At 37.1% G+C, this 20,135-nt stretch carries 18 protein-coding genes; 6 read left to right on the forward strand and 12 right to left on the reverse strand.

Annotation, left to right across the window (positions count from 1 at the left end; all coding sequences use genetic code 11):
* Positions 1 to 2: 2 nt before the first annotated feature.
* The gene (locus BM143_RS02030; protein ID WP_185116533.1) at positions 3 to 893 is read left to right on the forward strand and encodes a 3-hydroxybutyryl-CoA dehydrogenase; all 891 of its coding nucleotides are present in this window, start codon (positions 3 to 5) and stop codon (positions 891 to 893) included.
* A 52-nt stretch (positions 894 to 945) separates the two neighbouring features.
* On the forward strand, positions 946 to 1,185 hold the full coding sequence (locus BM143_RS02035) for a hypothetical protein (protein ID WP_007845674.1): 240 nt from the start codon (positions 946 to 948) through the stop codon (positions 1,183 to 1,185).
* Between the two features lie 50 nt (positions 1,186 to 1,235).
* Here the strand turns inward: BM143_RS02035 and BM143_RS02040 are convergent, their stop codons facing one another.
* The 4 genes from BM143_RS02040 to dnaN all read right to left on the reverse strand — a co-directional run bounded on the left by BM143_RS02040 (position 1,236) and on the right by dnaN (position 6,970).
* Positions 1,236 to 1,646, reverse strand: a complete 411-nt coding sequence (locus tag BM143_RS02040; RefSeq protein ID WP_090022442.1) for an META domain-containing protein — start codon at positions 1,644 to 1,646, stop codon at positions 1,236 to 1,238.
* A 581-nt stretch (positions 1,647 to 2,227) separates the two neighbouring features.
* A complete protein-coding gene (gene pheT / locus BM143_RS02045; RefSeq protein WP_090022445.1) occupies positions 2,228 to 4,630 on the reverse strand; it encodes a phenylalanine--tRNA ligase subunit beta in 2,403 nt (800 codons plus the stop codon).
* Positions 4,631 to 4,939: 309 nt separating this feature from the next.
* The gene (locus tag BM143_RS02050; protein ID WP_090023866.1) at positions 4,940 to 5,773 is read right to left on the reverse strand and encodes a M23 family metallopeptidase; all 834 of its coding nucleotides are present in this window, start codon (positions 5,771 to 5,773) and stop codon (positions 4,940 to 4,942) included.
* A gap of 66 nt (positions 5,774 to 5,839) precedes the next feature.
* Entirely contained in the window at positions 5,840 to 6,970 is a 1,131-nt protein-coding gene (dnaN, locus tag BM143_RS02055) for a DNA polymerase III subunit beta (RefSeq protein ID WP_034725003.1), read from the reverse strand.
* Between the two features lie 248 nt (positions 6,971 to 7,218).
* Between dnaN and BM143_RS02060 the strand changes: the two genes are divergently transcribed.
* The 3 genes from BM143_RS02060 to BM143_RS02070 all read left to right on the forward strand — a co-directional run bounded on the left by BM143_RS02060 (position 7,219) and on the right by BM143_RS02070 (position 8,934).
* Positions 7,219 to 7,569 carry a diacylglycerol kinase gene (locus BM143_RS02060; protein ID WP_090022448.1) on the forward strand — a complete coding sequence of 117 codons (351 nt, stop codon included), beginning with the start codon at positions 7,219 to 7,221 and terminating at the stop codon, positions 7,567 to 7,569.
* A gap of 439 nt (positions 7,570 to 8,008) precedes the next feature.
* Positions 8,009 to 8,386, forward strand: a complete 378-nt coding sequence (locus BM143_RS02065; RefSeq protein WP_090022450.1) for a hypothetical protein — start codon at positions 8,009 to 8,011, stop codon at positions 8,384 to 8,386.
* A 2-nt stretch (positions 8,387 to 8,388) separates the two neighbouring features.
* Positions 8,389 to 8,934, forward strand: a complete 546-nt coding sequence (locus BM143_RS02070; protein WP_090022451.1) for a hypothetical protein — start codon at positions 8,389 to 8,391, stop codon at positions 8,932 to 8,934.
* Positions 8,935 to 9,002: 68 nt separating this feature from the next.
* Here the strand turns inward: BM143_RS02070 and BM143_RS02075 are convergent, their stop codons facing one another.
* The 7 genes from BM143_RS02075 to purB all read right to left on the reverse strand — a co-directional run bounded on the left by BM143_RS02075 (position 9,003) and on the right by purB (position 18,588).
* Entirely contained in the window at positions 9,003 to 9,335 is a 333-nt protein-coding gene (locus tag BM143_RS02075; RefSeq protein ID WP_090022454.1) for a gamma-glutamylcyclotransferase family protein, read from the reverse strand.
* Positions 9,335 to 9,961, reverse strand: coding sequence for an SGNH/GDSL hydrolase family protein (locus BM143_RS02080; RefSeq protein WP_090022457.1), 627 nt, complete (start codon positions 9,959 to 9,961; stop codon positions 9,335 to 9,337). The genes BM143_RS02075 and BM143_RS02080 overlap by 1 nt, the downstream gene beginning before the upstream one ends.
* 120 nt (positions 9,962 to 10,081) lie before the next feature.
* Complete coding sequence (locus BM143_RS02085) at positions 10,082 to 10,486, reverse strand: barstar family protein (RefSeq protein WP_090022459.1); 405 nt, start codon at positions 10,484 to 10,486, stop codon at positions 10,082 to 10,084.
* Positions 10,487 to 10,950: 464 nt separating this feature from the next.
* On the reverse strand, positions 10,951 to 14,646 hold the full coding sequence (locus tag BM143_RS02090; RefSeq protein WP_090022462.1) for a phosphoribosylformylglycinamidine synthase: 3,696 nt from the start codon (positions 14,644 to 14,646) through the stop codon (positions 10,951 to 10,953).
* A 75-nt stretch (positions 14,647 to 14,721) separates the two neighbouring features.
* The gene (locus tag BM143_RS02095) at positions 14,722 to 16,146 is read right to left on the reverse strand and encodes a serine hydrolase (RefSeq protein WP_090022464.1); all 1,425 of its coding nucleotides are present in this window, start codon (positions 16,144 to 16,146) and stop codon (positions 14,722 to 14,724) included.
* Between the two features lie 9 nt (positions 16,147 to 16,155).
* Positions 16,156 to 17,115, reverse strand: coding sequence for a WG repeat-containing protein (locus tag BM143_RS02100; protein ID WP_090022467.1), 960 nt, complete (start codon positions 17,113 to 17,115; stop codon positions 16,156 to 16,158).
* A 45-nt stretch (positions 17,116 to 17,160) separates the two neighbouring features.
* Complete coding sequence (gene purB, locus BM143_RS02105) at positions 17,161 to 18,588, reverse strand: adenylosuccinate lyase (protein ID WP_072922338.1); 1,428 nt, start codon at positions 18,586 to 18,588, stop codon at positions 17,161 to 17,163.
* A 464-nt stretch (positions 18,589 to 19,052) separates the two neighbouring features.
* Here purB and BM143_RS23855 point away from each other — a divergent pair, with 464 nt between their 5' ends.
* Positions 19,053 to 19,202, forward strand: coding sequence for a bacteriocin-like protein (locus BM143_RS23855; RefSeq protein ID WP_167375224.1), 150 nt, complete (start codon positions 19,053 to 19,055; stop codon positions 19,200 to 19,202).
* A 105-nt stretch (positions 19,203 to 19,307) separates the two neighbouring features.
* On the opposite strand, the gene BM143_RS02110 is transcribed toward BM143_RS23855, so the two are convergent.
* A complete protein-coding gene (locus tag BM143_RS02110) occupies positions 19,308 to 19,721 on the reverse strand; it encodes a hypothetical protein (protein WP_090022470.1) in 414 nt (137 codons plus the stop codon).
* Positions 19,722 to 20,135: the final 414 nt, after the last annotated feature.

Genomic DNA, 20,135 nt, shown 5'->3' on the forward strand with positions numbered 1-20,135 from the left:
TGATCAAAAACATTGTAGTTATTGGAGCTGGAACCATGGGGAATGGTATTGCGCACACTTTTGCACAAAGCGGATTCAAAGTAAATCTGGTAGATGTATCTCAGGATGCACTGGACAGAGGGCTGAAGACAATTACAACGAACCTTGACAGAATCATTGCAAAGGGAAACCTTACTGAAGAGCAAAAAGCGGAAACATTAGGAAACATTACCACTTTTACAGCCCTTCAGGATGCTGCCGGAAATGCAGATCTTATTGTAGAAGCCGCTACTGAAAACCAGGATCTGAAACTGAAGATCTTCGGACAAATGGATGAACTGGCACCTGCCAACTGTATTCTGGCGACCAATACCTCTTCTATTTCTATCACGAAAATCGCAGCGGCAACCAAAAGAGCTGACAAAGTGATCGGAATGCACTTTATGAACCCTGTTCCTATCATGAAACTGGTAGAAATCATCAAAGGATACTCTACGTCTAAAGAGACTTTCGATGTGATTTATGATATGAGTAAGACCTTAGGAAAAGTTCCTGTAGAAGTGAACGATTATCCTGGTTTCGTAGCGAACAGAATTCTTATGCCGATGATCAATGAATCTATTGAAACGCTTTACAACGGAGTGGCTGGCGTAGAAGAAATTGATACGGTAATGAAACTTGGAATGGCACATCCGATGGGACCTCTTCAGCTGGCAGATTTTATCGGTCTTGATATCTGTCTGGCGATTCTTAATGTGATGTATGACGGGTTCAAGAATCCTAAATATGCTCCGAACCCACTTCTTGTAAACATGGTGATGGCTGGAAAACTTGGGGTAAAGTCCGGTGAAGGTTTCTACGATTATTCAGAAAGTAAAAAAGCTGAAAAAGTTTCAAAAATGTTTTTGAAATAATTTTAAGTCAATAATTTTATTTATCTTTGATTAAAGTTAAAATATTTAAAAAATGAAATTACCAAAGTTTTTATTAGCAGACAATTCGGAATTTCCTGAAGATTTATTCGTAGTTCACACAGAATATCCAAGATTCATCTTAAACGTTGAGGAAGAAGAAGTTGAGTGGCTAGATGATTTGGAAGGTGACGATGAAGAAACTATGGCAGACGAGGCTACAAAAGTAGTAGAGGCTGCATTCAAATGGTGTGATGAAGAGTTGGCTAAGTACGACGAAGAAGAGGAAGAATAATAACGACCTAAACATAAAAAAAGGAACTCAAATTGAGTTCCTTTTTTATTTTATTCAGCTTTGTTGAATTTCAACAACAGAAGATTATCTTTATACAATTCCAGTGTAGTTCCGGAAATCACATATTTATTAGCCTTCCCTACCATATCCATAAAGTTTTGCTCAACGCTCATATTGTTGCACATCATTTTGGTAGATCCCATCTGTCCTGCCGAGAAATCACCGGTAGAAGGATCTATTTTAGCGGTTCCGAAATAGTTGTTGCACCCTCCGTTTCCATTGATCTTTTCCCCTTCAATATTCAGGGTTGGAACCTTACCTTTCACGTTTTCTGCCAATGTCCATTTTGTATTCGCCAATGAAGGCTGAGCCTTCCCTACTTTAGAAGCAGAAGCGCTGGACATGGTACCGCACGACGCCAGAATAGCAGCCGCACCTATACTTAAAAAAAGATTTTTCATTTTTTTCTTTTTGAATTACTCAAATTTAAGGAAATTATATTATTTAAACGGGGCGCGGGGGATTTTATTACTTTTGGGAAGTTCTATTTTCGAATTAATTTTCCTTGTATTTTCCTGATAGCATAGATCATATTTTATGTTTTGGCTAAAGCCAATTGATTGGGTTGATTATTTTAAAACGGGCTGAAGCCCGTTTCTATTGAATATCTATCATCAGATTTTAGTCTCTCGCCGATTTGGCTGATGAAACAGATTTTTTCGTATTGAAGTCAGAAAATTATTAACCGGAACTATGATCTGCGGAATCTGTGAGATCTGTGAGAACAAGAAACGGTTCTTTAATTTGGCTAAAGCCATTGTAGAATCGCAATCATTTGAAAGCGGGCTAAAGCCCGCTCCTATTGAATGATTATAGGAATGTTGTTTTCTCCCGCAGATCTTGCGGATTGAGCAGATTTTCTTATGCAGGAATTATATCATGAAATAATCTTCTGAATCTGCCTAACATTTGTTCAATCTACGCGAAAAAGGAAACAAAAAAACGGGCTAAAGCCCGTTTCAATGATATATTTTTATCTGAATTAAGATCTTAATTCTGCGTTGTATTCTTTCTGGAAAGCTTTGATCAGAGAATCCATTACTTCGGAAATTTCTTTCTCTTCCAATGTTTTTTCTTCATTCAGAAGCTCAAAACTCATGGCATAAGACTTTTTCCCTTCCGGAAGGTTTTTCCCTTCATATACGTCGAATAGGTTGATTCCCTTAATGAAAGGAGACTTGTTCTTTTTCGCCGTTTCATAAAGATCCTGATAGTTTACGTTTTTATCGATCAACAGGGCAAGGTCTCTTCTGATCTTGTTGAATTTAGGAATATCCTTAAACTTAAGTTCGTTTTTAGAACGTAATTCCTGTGCTAATTCAAGTTCGATTTCTGCGTAGAAACATTCCTGATCGATATCAAAATCTTTCAGCATTGCAGGAGATACTTTCCCTATTCTTACTAGCGTTTTTCCGTCTGCTTCATAAGCTAATGAATCAGAGAATCTATCGTCGGTTAAAGCCACTTCTTTATAACTAACAGCCAATCTTTCCAATAAAACTTTTACATAAGCTTTAAGGTTGTAGAAACTTACTGCAGATTTAGGCTGTAGCCAGTTTTCCGCGACATCTCTTCCTGTCACAAGGATTGCTAATTGCTTTCTTTCCTCGTATTTATCTTTTTTGTGGTAAATTTTCCCGAATTCGAAGAACTTGATATCCTGATTCTTTCTATTGATGTTGTACACTGCATTTTGAAGAAGACCTTCCAATAAAGATTTTCTCATGAACGCAAGGTCACCACTTAACGGATTCAGTAATTTTACAGCATCGGTTTCATCTTTTACAGAAGTCAGTGAGTTGTTCATCACTTCATTGAATCCAATGCTCTGTAAAGTTCTTGCCCAGTTGTTTTCCAGCTCGTCCTGATCGTTGGCGCTCAGCTTAACCGGTGTAAACGAAATTTTCTGTGGAGCATCGATCTTGTTGTATCCGTAGATTCTTAAGATTTCTTCAATCACATCAATTTCTCTGGTTACATCAGCTCTGTAAGCCGGTACAGAAATTTCAAGTCCGTTCTGGATCTCGTTTAAAACCTGGATTTCCAAAGCTTTTAAGATCTCTTTTACTTTTTCTCTGTGGATCTTTGTTCCTAGAATCTGTTCAATTTTTGAAAATCTGATGATCACATAATTGTCCTCGATCTTCTTTGGATATTCCTCCAACAAATCTCCCACTAATTTTCCATCAGCAATTTCCTGGATCATTTTGATCGCGTGAGTGATTGCTGTTCTGGTAATATTCGGGTCTACTCCTCTTTCGAATCTGAAAGAAGCGTCTGTATTTAAACCATGAAATTTAGCTCCTTTTCTTACGGCAACCGGATTGAAGTAAGCACTTTCAAGGAAGATGGTTTTCGTTTCATCAGAAACCCCTGAATTGGCACCACCGAAAACTCCGGCAATACACATAGGATTATCTTTTCCGTCTTTGATCATCACCTCAGAACCATTTAAAGTTCTTTCAACACCATCTAAAGTCGTGAATTTTGTTCCTTCTTTTACCGTTCCTACTTTCACTTTACTTCCTGTGATCTTGTCTGCATCAAATGCATGAAGAGGCTGTCCGTATCCGTGAAGGATATAATTGGTAATATCTACAATATTGTTGATCGGGTTTAAACCGATCGCTTTTAATCTGTCTTTTAACCACGCCGGAGATTCTGCTACTTTTACATTTTCAATTACGGCTCCGATGTATCTTGGACATAACTCGGCATCCTCAACTTCTAAAGTAAAATTGTGTGAACCTTCGTTATTCAAAGCTTCAGAAGACACTTTTTCGAACGTTGATTTCTGCTGATTGGTGGAAAGGAATGCGTGAAGATCTCTCGCAACACCATAATGTGACATCGCATCTGTTCTGTTCGGCGTCAAACCGATTTCGATCACTTCATCATTAGCCAGTTCAAAATAATCTGCAAAGTTTTTCCCTACTTCATATTTCGTTTCATCCAGCACCATAATTCCTCCATGGTCTTCGCTAAGGCCAAGTTCGTCTTCCGCACAGATCATTCCCTGAGAAACCTCGCTTCTGATCTTCGCTTCTTTGATCTCAAAAAAGTTCCCGGTTTTGTCATAGATTTTAGTTCCTACAACAGCTACAGGTACAGTCTGTCCTGCTTCTACGTTTGGAGCACCGCAAACAATATTCAATATTTTTCCGTTTCCTACGTCAACTGTTGTTTTCTTTAACTTATCTGCATTCGGATGTTTTTCGCAGGTCAATACTTTTCCTACAACAATACCTTCCAGGCTTCCTCTTACACTTTCAAATTTTTCTATCCCCTCTACTTCAAGACCTATATCTGTAAGGAATTCTCCGATTCTTTCAGTTTTCAGTTCCGTTTTGATAAAGTCTTTCAGCCAGTTGTTTGATATTTTCATTTGCTCAATCTATTTTTAATTGATCACATCTAGGTTTTTGGCCATTAATCTGATCATTTTTATACGTTTCCAAGGTTAAAAAACCTTTTCCTTTTTTGAAAATCCATTAAAATTTTCCGCGCTACAAATGTCGTGTTTTTTTGAGAAACGGCGAAATTTAGAGCCCACTTTAAGAGAATAAGTTTTAATTTTTTTCAACCCTGTTTTAGTAAATTTAGCTTACTTTTTTAACAAAAATTGAAACTATTTGTTACGATTATATCATGATTGATCTTCAAAATCATGGAGATAACGTATAAAGTATGCTATTTAATATTCTTTTGAATAGGTCCTTTTCTCAACCAGATATTCTATTTTACTTCCATCTCCAATTCTGAAAAGAGTTTTTAGTGGTTTTCTAAATTTCTGTCCTTCCAATCTGGGAAGATAGCATATAAAATGAAGGTGTGGTCCTTTGCTCCATCCGGTATTTCCACTCAATCCGATGACATCTCCTTTATTTACCCTATCTCCGACATTTACCTTAACTCCATTTTGTTTTAAATGATAATATTGGGCAAAGCTTCCGTCCGAGTGTAAAATGGTAATATAATTAGCCTGATCTGCGCAGCTTTTTTTGGCGCATCCTGTATTATTATGTTTCACCACATCCGTTACCAATCCTTCTCTAGCCGCAACAATTTCCGTCCCTTCAGGCATGGTAAAGTCCAAAGAATTTTCATTTTGATGAGAAAACAGTCCATTATACCCTTGATTGACTGTAAAAGATTTTCCTTTTGCAAATGGAAGAATATATTGATAATCCGAGTCATACTTTTCTAAAGTAACATCTCCCACATACATTTCATAACCGGGCATCTTTTTCACGGCCCACTTTTTTGTTTTATCATTGATCATAAAATAAGTCACTTTATTTTTCACTGATTTAGCAGGCATGACCTGTATCTGTTTAAAGGCTTCAGGGGCTTTCATATTCTCTAATTCCGGCATCCCGGAAAATACAAAAGACATTGGGTAAATCTCCAGATTATCTGCATAAAGCACCAAAGTATCACCTTTCTTTTCATGGTATACTTTGATGTTTTTTTGAGAAAATAAATTGATAAATGATAGTAGTAAGGTGAATATAAGTATTCTTTTCATTAAATTCAGGTCCATTAAAAAAGAGACTGGATGCCCAGTCTCTTTTAGTTGTATATATAATTGATCTTACAATCCGATTACCGGCATTGATAACATCAGGATGTTTTCGCTTTCTTCAAGGCCGTCAAGAGGTTCGATGATCCCCGGTCTGTTCGGTTGAGACATTTTCATAGTGATATCGTCAGAACCTAAAATGGTAAGCATTTCCGTTAAGAACTTAGAGCTGAAACCGATGTTGATATCTTCTCCGTTATAGTCGCAAGGGATCTGCATATCTGCTTTGTTTGCGTATTCCGTATCTTCTGCGTGAAGGTGAAGGATATTGGCAGACAGTTTAAATCTTACCTGGTTAGTAGATTTGTTAGACATGATGGATGCTCTTTTGATCGCTCCTAAAAGAAGGTTTCTGTTGATCGTCAGTACATTTGGATTTTCCTTCGGGATTACAGCTGTGTAGTTAGGATATTTCCCGTCTATCAGTCTGCAGATCCAGATATGTTTTCCAAAAGTAAATTTAGCCATATTCTCATTGAAGTCGATCTTAACGTCTTCGTTTGAGCTGGCAAGGATATTTTTGAAAATGTTCAAAGGCTTTTTAGGCATGATGAATTCCATAGGTTCGGCATTCATCAGGTCTGTTCTTTTATATACAACCAATCTGTGAGAATCGGTAGAAACAAAATTGGTTTCATTTTCTCCAAACTGGAACAATACGCCTGTCATTACAGGACGGAGAGAGTCATTACTGGTTGCAAAAAGCGTGTTCGTCAATGCTTCAGATAAAACTCCGGCAGGCATCGCTACACTTTGAGAGGCATCAAATTCCGGAAGTTCAGGATAATCATCTGCATTATCCAGTGCTACCGCGAAATTGTCTTTTTCATCTAAAATCTCAAGCTGGCTCCCGGTTCCTTCTGCATTATCTTTCACAACGAACGTCAGAGGCTGTTCACCATACGTCTTGATAAAATCCTGAAAAATTTTAGCAGGAACGGCAAATTTACCCGAATCGTCAGACTTTACCTCCAAAGAAGTAACAAGAGTAGTCTCGCCATCAGAAGCTGTAATGGTAACGTTATTTCCGTCTAATTCAAAAAGATAGTTTTCTAAAATCGGTCTCGATTGAGAGCTTGATATTACGCCACTTACAGTTTGCAATGCTTTCTGCAGTTCACCACTTGAAATAATAAATTTCATAGATTTAAAAATAAGTTTCTACAAATATAATAAATAGAAACTATAATGAAAAAAATAATCATAGGGAGTTTTTCACAAATATCACTAATTGGTTTTCAGACTTGACATTAAGCCCGGATTTAATTTTTTAAACGGAAGATTTCAGAAACTGCCTCTTTTTTATGATAAGGGCCTGTTAATTTTGAAAACAGAGATTCAACCTTCCCCTTTCATCAAAATACAAATACTATATTTGTGAAAAAGAATCCATGAAAAAACCGCCTGTTCACAGAAGTTTCGTCAACGCTTTCCGCGGTATTTTCCTGATGATAAAAACAGAAAGAAATTTTCAGATCGAAATTGCTGCTTTTTTTATTAATCTTTTTTTGATTTTCTATTTTAAACTTGCGGCCATAGATACGGTACTCATTCTCATAGCTTCCTTAGCTGTTTTAAGTGCCGAAATTTTCAATACCGCCATAGAAAGGATATGTGACATTATCCAGCCTGATTTTGACAAAAGGATTGGCTTCATCAAAGATATTGCTGCCGGAGCTGTTGTATTAATGGTTGCTGCGGCGGTTATTGTTGGGATTTTTGTGTACTGGAAGTATGTTTAGGGATTAGGGATTAGGGATTAGGGATTAGGGATTAGGGATTAAAATTAAACGTTGAGGATTGAATTGAATGTTTTTGGATATTAAATCTTTAAATACAAAAAAGGCTAAAGGTTAATCCTATTGAGTATTGGTTTCGTCATCTTAAAGGTATACTTTTTCTTTACTTTCGCCTGTTCCAAGCTGTTATTTTCCAGACTATTTTTATTCCTATCTCGTCATGTGGAGAGGTAATCTGCTTGCTTGTTTTCTGATTCTTCAGATTACAGCAAATTTTATCGCTAGTAAATAAAGTGTTTTATAGTATTAATTTCAACAAATATTGAATATTAATAAAATAATTACTAAATAAATACATATTTAAAATAAATTATACTTTTCACCGTTACATGATATATGTAAAATCAATACATTTATAAAAACCTAATAATAATTTATACCTATGAAAAGCAAACTATTCTATGCGATCATGATGGCAGCATTTATCTCGTGCAGTACAGAATCGACCGCGGTTGTTACTCCGGTTGATGCCAAAAAGAGCAAGGAGATTACTAATTTTGAAAAATCAATTAAAAGCCTGAGTCTTCCTCAAAATCTTCCGACAGAGGAAGAAAAAAGAAACCAACAATCATTGGAACTGAGTGACCGTCGTAAAGACATCCTGATTCCATCCGCTTTAGAGTTAATAAAATCTACCGGTACTTCTGACCAGGAGGTTAAAAAGATCACCCAGGGAGACCGCGATAAAATCCTTACCTGGGCTGTAAAAATTTACAACGAAAAAAATAACAAAACTCCTCAAAAAACTCTAAACGATTAATTATGAAAAAAATATTCACCATTCTTCTCGGTTTAAGTATCGGATCTGCGGCTTTTGCACAAAACGGTTCAGGAACCTTACATGTATTTAATGATGATTCTTACCATAGCTTAAATTTACACTATACCCTATTTACCGTAAACCTTTCCCAGTGTGGTGATGGTTATCAGGCTTTAGGACCGAGTATACCGCTGCCTCCGGGCGTAATTACCGATTACACCACCTTTTTAAAATCATCATCTTTTGCATCATCGCCACATCCTTATCCTATTGACAGTTATTGGCACAACAGTACGGTGGTTCCAGCTACATCCATCAGTCCTGCAGTAGCTGATGCCCAGCGATGGAGTTATATGAAATTTGAGCTCAGAGATCCAAATAATCCGGGGCTGATGAATCCTACCTTGGGAGGATCTGTAGGTTTTTATCCGACTTGTACAGGTATTCCCAATTACATATCAGGAACCAGTACATTGAATGGCATCAACTATGCATTTAAAGCTGAAGCTGTGACCTTCGGAGGAGATTTATGGATTAATGTCTGGTAATCCAAATACGGACGATCTACAAAAAAACGGGCTTTAGCCCGTTTTTTCTTTATTAGTTAGGTTTAAAATCATTTTCCTACATAAATAAAACCTTTCTTTCCCGATTTAAAAGAGGTTTCAATCCTTTTGTAATCGTCCACTTCATATTCATCAGCCTGAAGGATTTCCTCTTCCGTCACTTCGAAAAGCATTCCTTCCACTTCATCACTACTGTTTCCGGAAAGCTCCAGGATCGGATGGTATTTCTGATTGCTTTTGCGCAACACTTCGGGATCGGTAATTTCTACCATTTTCATTGTATAGCCTGTCAGAATATCTTTTTCACCTTCCAGAAGTCTCCCGAATGTTTCAATTTGTACCTGCTCTTTCTGCAGGGTTCCGTAAGAAAATAAATGCACCATTATAAATATTTTTCAATGATTGGTATTGCCGTTTCAGCCATGATGCCATAGCCTTTTTCATTGGGATGAACTCCGTCTGCAGAAAGCAGAACTTCTTTATCTTCGGCCAAAGCAGCATAGAAATCAATATAATGTAAAGTGCTTTCGGTGGCTATATCTTTAAGAATCTGATTGTATATTAAAACGTCTCCGTTGATACGTAATTTCCCTGTTGTAGATTCTACTCCATCTACTTTTTCGGAAAACGGAAGAATACTCACCAGATAAATATCCGTGGAATACTGTTTCGCATACTGAACTGCCGTTTTGATATTATTCCTGAACTGATCAGCACTTACCATCTGACTTCCATTCTTTACGGCAAGGTCATTCGCTCCATACCCGATAAAGACTATATTTCCTTCTGCAGAATTTCTGGCAGCCAGTTCATGAGGCATTCTTTTCAGTAAGCCTTCTGTGGTTTCACCGCCTATTCCAAGGTTAAAAAGAATCAGTTCATTTTTTCCTTCATGAAACTGCTGCAGGGCATATCTTTTCAGAATATCTACCCATCCGCCGAATACTCCGTCGTATTCTCCATAAGTAATGCTGTCGCCGAAGAACAGCCCGTAAATCATTTTTTTCATTCTTAAATAAGATGTTAGATATTAGATGTTAGAAGTTAGTACTGTTGGGATATAAGTAATACAATTGACCATAACTCATAACTCATAACTTATAATTTATAACTCATCATTCTTCTAATATCAATCCAAAATTAGGGTAATATTTTTGTGTGATTCTATAATTTCTATTAAAATTTCAAAGAGTGTCTGACCGTTTCCAGAAAACAGTTCATCCAGTTTTTGTTGAATTAATTCTACGTTGAAAGGTTTTCCCTGTCTGATTTTGTTTTCGTAAAAAATACGTGTTGCTTCCAAGCCGAGATCTTCTCTTGATTTTTGGGATTCTTTCCATGTGATCTCAGCTTGATCTTCATTTTCAAATACTCCGAAACCACCGTACAGTATATCGTCGAAGCCATCAAGTGTTCCTACTTTCCAGTCTGTATCTTTCATGAATACCAAAGAAGCTTCATCATAGAATCCGGCCAGATCCGAAAAACGGCTGCCATCGATGATAATTTTTTTATTTTGATCTGAATTCAACATCGTTCTTGTAAGATTTTATTCCGTAAATATAAAAAAAGACTTTTTTTCGACTTAGCTATCCAATAAAAATTGATCTTAATTTTCTTAATTTCAATGAACTTTAGTTTATTTCTAAATCTTAAACATTAAGAATTTAAGCAATATGCTTATTGTTATGAATGAAGAAATCAATAAATTGATTTTTTTAAGTTCTTTAAGCACCTCCATCTTTTAAGATCTTAATGTCTTAATGTTTTAAAAAAGCATGTTTCCATGTTTTGAAATTGATCCAATAAAAATTCACATTTTTATCAATCATACATTAAGGATTTAACGCAAAGTTTTCATTCCAATACTGCATATTTTGAGGAGGCAAAGAAGGAATCAATTGACATTGATTCGATTATGCAGCGTAATATCCACTAGCTTCACCAGAATTCTGATATAAAAAAATGACCGCCATTCAGTGGCGGTCATTTCTATTTTTATCTGAAGTATTCTACTCCGTTTTTGAATATGTTGTGGTAATTCGCGGTCGGTATGTTTTTCATGAGGCCTTCTGCAAAACGCTCCGGGTGTCCCATTCTTCCGTAAATCTTGCCACAAGGGCTGGTGACCCCTTCAATTCCGAATAATGAGTTATTAGGGTTGAATGGCATTCCGTGGGCAATGTTTCCATCAAGATCGATATACTGAGTAGCAATTTGTCCGTTTTCGTATAGTTTCTTGATTTCGTCTTCCGAAGCCATGAAACGTCCTTCACCGTGAGAGATTGGAATGGTGAATACCTGATCCTTCATTCCTTTTAACCAAGGGCTTTCGTCATTGATCACTTTTACATTCACCATTTGTGAGATATGTCTTCTGATGGCATTGTGAGCCAATGTCGGAGAATTTTCATCCAGATCTTTAATTCTTCCGTAAGGCAACAGACCGGATTTAACCAAAGCCTGGAAGCCATTACAGATTCCGATGATCATTCCATCTCTGTCCAATAGTTCGTGAACAGCATTTCTCATCTTTTCGTTTTTAAGTACGTTAACGATGAATTTCGCTGAACCATCCGGCTCATCACCTGCTGAGAAACCTCCTGAGAAGGCAAGGATCTGAGACGTTCTGATCTCTTCCACCCAAGCATCAATGCTTTCGTCCAATAACTGGTGACTGATGTTTTTCAACGGAAGGCTGCTGATGACAGCTCCTTCTTTATGGAATGCATTCAGGGTTTCGTACTCGCAGTTTGTTCCCGGGAATACAGGAGCAAATACTTTCGGTTGAGCAATTCCGTGTTTTTTAATGATGATATTTCTTGGGTTGATTGACTTTGATTTCTCATCGATTTCAACCGTTAATTTTTCTTTTTCCTGTGTTGGGAAAAGATTTTCAAATGTTCCCGTGTAGGCGGATTCTAGCTCTGAGATTTGAGATTCAAGATTATTGATTTTTAAAATACCTGAATCTTTTACTTCACCGATCTGCTGAAGAGAAGTATTGCTCAACTCTTCTTTTGATTCGATGATTAAACTACCAATATTTTTAGCCAATAAAGCATTTTCCTCAATGGTGATCTCTGCTCCCAATCTGTTTCCAAAGCTCATTTTCGCTAAAGCTACTGCAGCACCGCCTTCTTTAACGGTTTTCACAGAAACAATTTTCCCTGCCTTGATATTGTCAAAAATAAATCCGAAGATTTCTTTTAAGCTTTCATAGTTAGGAAGTCCGTTTTCCTGAGGAACATGATTAAAGAAATACAACTTATTTCCGGCATTCTTGAATTCCGGTGAAATAACGTTTTTCTTCTCACCATTAGCACAAGCAAATGAAATCAATGTTGGTGGAACATTCAGATCCTGATACGTACCGCTCATCGAGTCTTTTCCTCCGATCGCAGCAAGACCAAGGTTGATCTGAGCATCGTAAGCTCCTAAAAGCGAAGCTAAAGGTTTCCCCCATTTCTCAGGATTCTGCCCCAGTTTTTCGAAATATTCCTGGAACGTTAATCTGATATTTTTGTAATCACCTCCCATAGCAGCGATCTTAGCAACGCTTTCCACGACTGCATAAGAAGCTCCCAAGAGTGAATTCTGTTTTGAAATTGCGGTATCAAATCCCCAGCTTGCAAAAGAAACGGTTTCAATATCTTTTGCTCCTAAAATAGGTAATGTCTGAGCACTTCCTTCCATTAATGTCTGCTGGTATTTTCCTCCAAGCGGCATCGCAACCGTAGTTCCGCCTACAGAAGAGTCGAACATTTCCAACAATCCTTTTTGGGAAGCTACATTTTTGTCACTTAATATGGTCATGAAGTTCTCTTTTGTAAAAGCAGGTGTTTCTTCTTTTACTTCCTCAAGATGGGTAATTTTCACCTCCTGAGTTTTAGAACATCCGTTGGTATCTAAGAATTCTCTTGAAAGGTCAACAATTTTATCGCCTTTCCAGAACATCTGCATTCTTCCTGAGTCAGTCACTTTTGCCACTTCTACGGCAACAATATTTTCGTCTTCACAGAATTTGATGAACTTTTCTTTATCCTGAGGATCAACCACAACGGCCATTCTTTCCTGAGATTCAGAAATAGCAAGCTCGGTTCCGTTCAGTCCTTCATATTTTAAAGGTAAAACATCAAGATTCACTTCTAAAGAATCAGCAATCTCACCAATGGCTACAGAAACACCTCCTGCTCCGAAGTCGTTTGATTTCTTGATCAGCTTCGTTACTTCAGGATTTCTGAACAGTCTCTGGATTTTACGTTCTTCAACGGCATTTCCTTTCTGAACTTCAGTAGACATGGTGTGGATGCTGTTTTCATCCTGCACCTTTGAACTTCCGCTCGCTCCTCCTACTCCGTCACGACCTGTTGCCCCTCCTAAAATAATGATGGAATCACCATTTTCAGGTTTATCACGTCTTACCCAATCTACAGGAACAGCTCCGGTAACGAATCCTACTTCCATTCTTTTGGCTTTATAGCCTTCGTCATAGATTTCAGAAACCATAGTAGTGGCTAAACCGATCTGGTTTCCGTAAGATGAATATCCGTTGGCAGCCTGTTTAGTAATGGTTTTCTGAGGAAGTTTTCCCGGTAACGTTTTATCAACCGGTTCTAAAACATCGGCAGCACCTGTTAATCTCATCGCCTGGAATACAAATGATCTTCCGGACAAAGGATCTCTGATCGCTCCTCCCAAACAGGTTGAAGCTCCTCCGAAAGGTTCAATTTCCGTAGGGTGATTATGGGTTTCATTTTTGAATAATAAATACCAAGGTTCTTTTTTACCGTCATATTCAGCTTCGATCTGGATGGTGCATGCATTGATCTCATCTGAGATGACAAGGTTCTCCAGATTCCCTGTTTTATGGAAATATTTACCACAAACTGTCGCAAGATCCATTAAAGAGATCGGCTTCAGCTCGCGGCCTAAGAATTTTCTTTTTTCGATATAGTCACTGAAAATAGTATCCAGTGTCTGTTTGAAGGCTCCTTCAAACTGAATGTCTGACAATTCTGTTTCAAAAGTGGTATGACGGCAGTGGTCACTCCAATAGGTGTCTAAAACTTTCAGTTCCGTTTCGGTAGGATTTCTCTTTTCTGTTTTAAAGTATTCCTGAATAAATTTCAGGTCGTCCAATCCTAATGCAAAACCGTGATTGTTGTAAAAGTTCTCAAGTTCAGCATCATCGAAACTGATGAAATTTTCGTGGATCAAAACTTTTGACGGTACTTCATCTGCAGGAATATTCAGGATAGAAAGATCTTTTTCCTGAGATTCCACTTTATTGATCAGAAGGTCTTTGATTTTTACTAAATCTGCTTCAGAAACGCCTTCAAACTGGATCAGTTTTCCGCTTCTTACTTTAGATTTTTCATTCTCCGTGAGTAGAGCGATACACTGTTGCGCAGAATCTGCACGCTGATCATACTGGCCGGGAAGAAACTCCATGGCAAAGCCGATCTCTGCGGCAGGGTTTTCTGTATGTAAAATATCGGTCACCGGATCTACGAAAGTGCTGTTGACCACCTTTTCGAATTCTCCGTCATTCAGTCCGAAAATATCATACACATTAAACACTTTCACATTTTTGACCGCCGGAACGACTGCTTTTACTTCATCAAAAATTTTTGGACTTTCAACATCGAAAATTCCTCTTTTTTCTACGAAAATTCTTTTGTTATTAGACATTAGATGTCAGATTTTAAATATTAGATTTATTACTTTCTTTTTACTTTTTTCAGAACCATAATGGTCCTTTTTATTTTACAGCTTCAACGTCAGATTATTGTCATCTGTTCCGTCTGTATTGGAAGCGTTTTTTGATGCATTGATCCAGTCGTCTCCGTTTAGAACCAGTTTAAAGGCATAGGTTTTCCCTTTTTCAAAACCGGATTTCGGAACTTCCAACTCGAAGCGGTTATCTTCTTTCTTCGTTAACTGGTAGTTCTTGTTGTCTGTCTTCCAATCATTGAAAGATCCAGCGACAGAAGCACTATTGATCAGTTTTGAGTTTAAATTCTTTGGATGCGTATAGGTAAATACAACGTTATCTCCTTTCAGATAATATCCTTCTGTTTCCTTTTTGCCCGGTTTTGTCGTCAGACCATTCATTAATCTGGCCACCGAATTATAAAGCGCCGGGAATGTATCCGGACCGCTGACATTTACAATGACGCAAATCCCTGTATTCAGTTCGGGATAAATCGCAAACCATAACTGGTCTCCGAATGCACCTCCGTGTTTATACCCCATTTTTCCATGTTCACTAAGGCCGTAGCTATCCCAAAAATACCCGTACCAATCTCCTTTACTGTTACTGATGTTTCGTTGAGACTCCTGAACAATTGAGTTTTTTGAATCCAGTTCATATTGTAAGAACTTCACCAGATCTCCCATCGTCGATTTGGTTCTTGCTCCACTTGCACCCCATAAATGACTTATGGATTTTGGCATCAGACGTCCGCTTGCATGATATCCATTCGCTAAGACCTCACCTTTACCCAATTCCAGTTTGGTGTGATCCATTCCTGCTTTTGACAGGATATTTTCTTTAAGCAGCGTTTCATAGCTTTTCCCGTAGATATTTTCCAGCATCAGACCTGTCAGTTCAAGACTTAGATTGCTGTAATTGTATTTGACTCCGGGTATGGTATCCAGTTTTACTTTTTGAAGATCCTGCTTAAAATGATCTTTTGTATAATTTTCTCCTAATGCATTGTATTGAAAAGGAGTTTCATCTGACATTGTTTTCCGAATTCCGATGTCATCAGGCAGATTGCGTGGCAATGCTGTTCTGTAGGAAATCAGATCTTTAATTTTAATGGGAGTTCCGTTGTATTCTAAATTGGGATATGATCCTTTCAGGTATTTACGGATATCGTCCTCAAGATTAATTTTATTTTCTAAAACAGCCTGAGCCAACAATTGTCCGGTAAGAAGCTTGGTCACAGATGCTATTTCAAAATAAGTATTATCATCCGCTTTATTTCCTTTTCCTTTATCTATTTCCCCGAAGTGTTTTGTATACACTTTTCCGTCTTTAACGATTCCGACCGATACGGAATAAGCCCCTGATTTTTCTTTTAATTTTTGCGCAGTGGTCTCCATGATGGAATATACCTCTTTCTGGCTTTGTGAAAAGCTCTTTGCAGATACAAGAATCAATAAAAAAATTGACAGGTTTTTCATGGGCTATTGTTATTTTACAAATTTATTAGGATTATCGGGATGTTCTTTCTGAAACTGCTCTGCTTCTTTTATTTCATTGGTTAACCATTTTTCATAAGGAATCTTTTCATTATAATCCATGGTATATTTTTCTTTGTCATCTTCTGAAACAAGGAATGTAAACCGTTCAGAAACCATACTGTCCAAACTCGAAGCATAGGTATTGATCTGATAATAAGGGAAATTTTCTTTTGGTCTTTCTACAATTTCAAAAAGTAATTTCTTCTCAGCATCAGACATTTCAGAATACACATTGATATAATACAATCCTGAAAGCGTTTTATTCTGCTTATCAAAAAACTGAAGAATATTCTTCTCTTTTTCGTTGTAACTAAACGGATTCGGATAGTATTTCCCCTGAATTTCTTTGTCTTTATCAGATGATTTTGCAATGGGCTTAACGGTTTTTCCTTTGGTGTTCATCACGCCCCAGGTTCCACCGACAATTGCTTTATGCTCATCCTCTGTTTTCTCCCAGTCACAGCCGTCACAAAATACAGCATAACCATAGTCAAAATAGGAAACAAAGTCATGTCTGGCATCTATAACTATCTTTCCGTTCCGGTCAGCAAAACCGACTTTTCCATTCTTAACGAATCTTCTGACTCCTTCTCTGAAATAATCTGCTCCATTGTCATAAAAGAATGGCCTGTACAGGAAATTTCCTTTTTTATCATAAACATATCCCCAAGCATTTTTCTCTTTAGCTTCTCCTTTTTTGGAACCGTCGAAATAGATGGTTTCTTCATTTACAACATCTCCATCTTCAAGATCCGAATATATTTTAAACTGAGCAGGAACGATAATTTTTCCGTCCTGATCCTTCACTCCTGCTAATGTATCTTTTGAGATAAAATACTTTAAAACCTCTTTCTTCTGGGAAAAAGAAAGGATGGGTATCATGGCAATGAGTAAAAGCGTTTTTTTCATATTGAATCTAAAATAAAAAATGCAGCCCAAAAGACTGCATCTGTTTTATACTTTAAGATCAGCCTCCAATCCTATCAGGTCTTTATTCTGATCCAGAATCGGCTGAACTTCATTCGCGATGAATTCTTCCGTTTGGATAGGTGCAAAACCGATAAAGTTTTTAGGATCTAAAACTTCTTTTAATTTTGATTTATCTAATTTTAAAGAATCGTCATTTAAGATTCTTTCAATAAGGTCATTTTCTTTTCCTTCTTCTTTCACTTTCTTGGATGCTTCCATAGAATGCACTCTGATCACTTCGTGAATTTCCTGACGATCACCACCAGCTTTCACTTCTTCCATGATGATATATTCTGTCGCCATGAAAGGAAGTTCTTCCATAATGTGCTTGTTGATTCTGTTCGGATATACAACGATACCGTTCATGATGTTGTTCCAGATCAATAGAATCGCATCAACAGCAAGGAAAGCCTGAGGAATCGTCAGTCTTTTGTTGGCAGAATCATCCAGTGTTCTTTCAAACCACTGAGTAGAAGCTACCATAGCAGAACTTGTCGTCAGAGACATCACATATTTTGCCAAAGCCCCGATTCTTTCACTTCTCATTGGATTACGTTTGTAAGCCATTGCTGATGAACCGATCTGGTTTTTCTCGAACGGCTCCTCAATTTCTTTAAGATTTTGAAGAAGACGTAAATCGTTGGTGAATTTATGAGCAGACTGAGCAATATTTCCTAATAAAGCCACTACTTTAGCATCAATTTTTCTGTCATAAGTCTGACCGGAAACTCCGAATACTTTCTCAAAACCGAATCTTTTTGAAAGTTCTTTATCTAAGTGTTTTACTTTCGAATAGTCACCATTGAACAGCTCTAAGAAACTTGCAGCAGTACCGGTAGTTCCTTTTACGCCTCTGAAACGAAGTGTTTCTAAGAAGAAATCCAATTCTTCGATGTCAAGAACCAAACTCTGTAACCAAAGAGTCGCTCTTTTTCCAACGGTCGTTAGCTGAGCCGGCTGGAAATGCGTGAATCCTAAAGTAGGAAGATCTTTATACTGAATAGAGAAATCAGCTAAGTTTTTCATTACGTTAACCAGCTTTTTCTTTAAGATTAAAAGCCCGTCACGGATCTGAATAAGGTCTGTATTATCTCCTACAAAAGCTGAAGTAGCTCCCAAATGGATGATTCCTTTTGCTGAAGGCGCCACATCACCATACGTGTGAACGTGAGCCATTACATCATGACGGAATTTTTTTTCATACTCAGCCGCTTTATCGTAATCGATGTTTTCGGCATTCGCTTTAAGCTCGGCAATTTGTCCGTCTGTAATATCAAGACCTAAGTCTTTTTCTATTTCAGCCAAAGCTATCCAGAGCTTTCTCCAGGTACGGAATTTGTTATTATGTGAGAAATTAAACAACATTTCTTCACTGGAATAGCGCTCTTCCAATGGATTTTTGTAGGAATTCATTCTTTCTTTTACTTTTAGATGCACAAAAATAAGGATTTTCAGCGAGAGACGAAAATTAGAATGGTGCTTTTGGGTGGATTAAATTAAATAAATACCGTTCTGACTTTAAGCCATCATCATGCTAACGCAGCGCTGTGGCCGGAAGGCGGAAAAGGGAGGCTGGAAGTTGCTTTTGGGCACTAATTTTAACAATATACTTAAATTTGATGAAGTCGTTTTTAGAATACATAAAACTGTACACTAATTCTTTTATAGATTACCATAACTTCGTAATTTCTGACATCATTAAAACAAAAAGGTCTTATCCCAGACTCAGTCTATTTAATAAAGAAATACACCTAAACCAATCTTAATTATCATAATTTTTCAACAGATGGTGATTTTATTTCAATTTATTTTTTAATTTAGTCATTATAAAAGCTCGAAAAATTTTACAGAGCTACTTAACTAAAACCAAACGTATTATGAAAAATCTAAAAAAACTATCGAAAAGTGATTTAAAAATGATTTCAGGAGGATGGGTTCCTCAACCGGGACAAAGCTGTCCGTCCGGAACTTGCCAATACAGAGAGAACGGAGCGTGCAGAAGATATGATGAAGCATTGTGCATCTAAAAAAATAAAGCCTGGTTCATCCGGGCTTCTTCTTACCGATTATTTACCGCTAAGAAACAAAAAAAGCCATTCGTTTGAATGGCTTTTATATTTTTAAATTCTGCTTTACTGATAAATCACAACATCATCTTTTTTAATCTGGTAACCTGCTTTTTTGTAAGGAACTAAAACATACGTTTCTTTAATATAGCTTCCACTTTTCCACATTTTGCTTTTTCCTTCTCTGTCAAGAATAATGCTTTTTGCATTTCCTTCCGGAATGAAAACCTCAGCCCTCTTCATATCTTTACTGAAAATAACAGCAGTCATTGAAGTGGAGCTCTTATCCGACCCTACTTCTTTTAATTTGATTTTTTGTGCAAAAACCTTTATACAAACATTTTTGATTTGTGAATATGTATAACCTGCCGAGCCTATACAGCCGTGAACATCTCTATCACCTCCTAAAACAGGGGATTTTTGTTGGGCAAAGGCTAAAGAACTGAGGAACATAGCACCCAATAAAATAGTTTTTCTCATATTGAAATATTAATAGTTTGAGTTTAAAAAAAATAACAACAGTAACAAGGTATTAGTCAATCCAAGATACAAAAAATCTCTCATTCGGGAGACTTATAGTATATTTTTTTTAGTTCTGGTGATTTTCAAGGATACTATATCCCTAAAGTTGGGACAATTTCAAAACCTGGGGTCTAGCTCTCGCAGATTGAGCTCATGGAACAGATTCTCATTTCATACTTTTAAAAACATTAAGATCAATGAAGGAAGTAAGGTTAGTTAAGAAAAAATCAAATCATTTTTTAAGTCATACGTCTTAAAACAAAGCTAAAACTTAATACTCTTAAAAGCTTAACAGAATCTTAGTGTTTTGAATTTTTTCTATCGCAGATGATACGAATAAATCAGAATAGCAAAGGTAAAAATCTGCACCAT

Source organism: Chryseobacterium oleae (genome assembly GCF_900115055.1).
Classification (GTDB): Bacteria; Bacteroidota; Bacteroidia; order Flavobacteriales; family Weeksellaceae; genus Chryseobacterium; species Chryseobacterium oleae.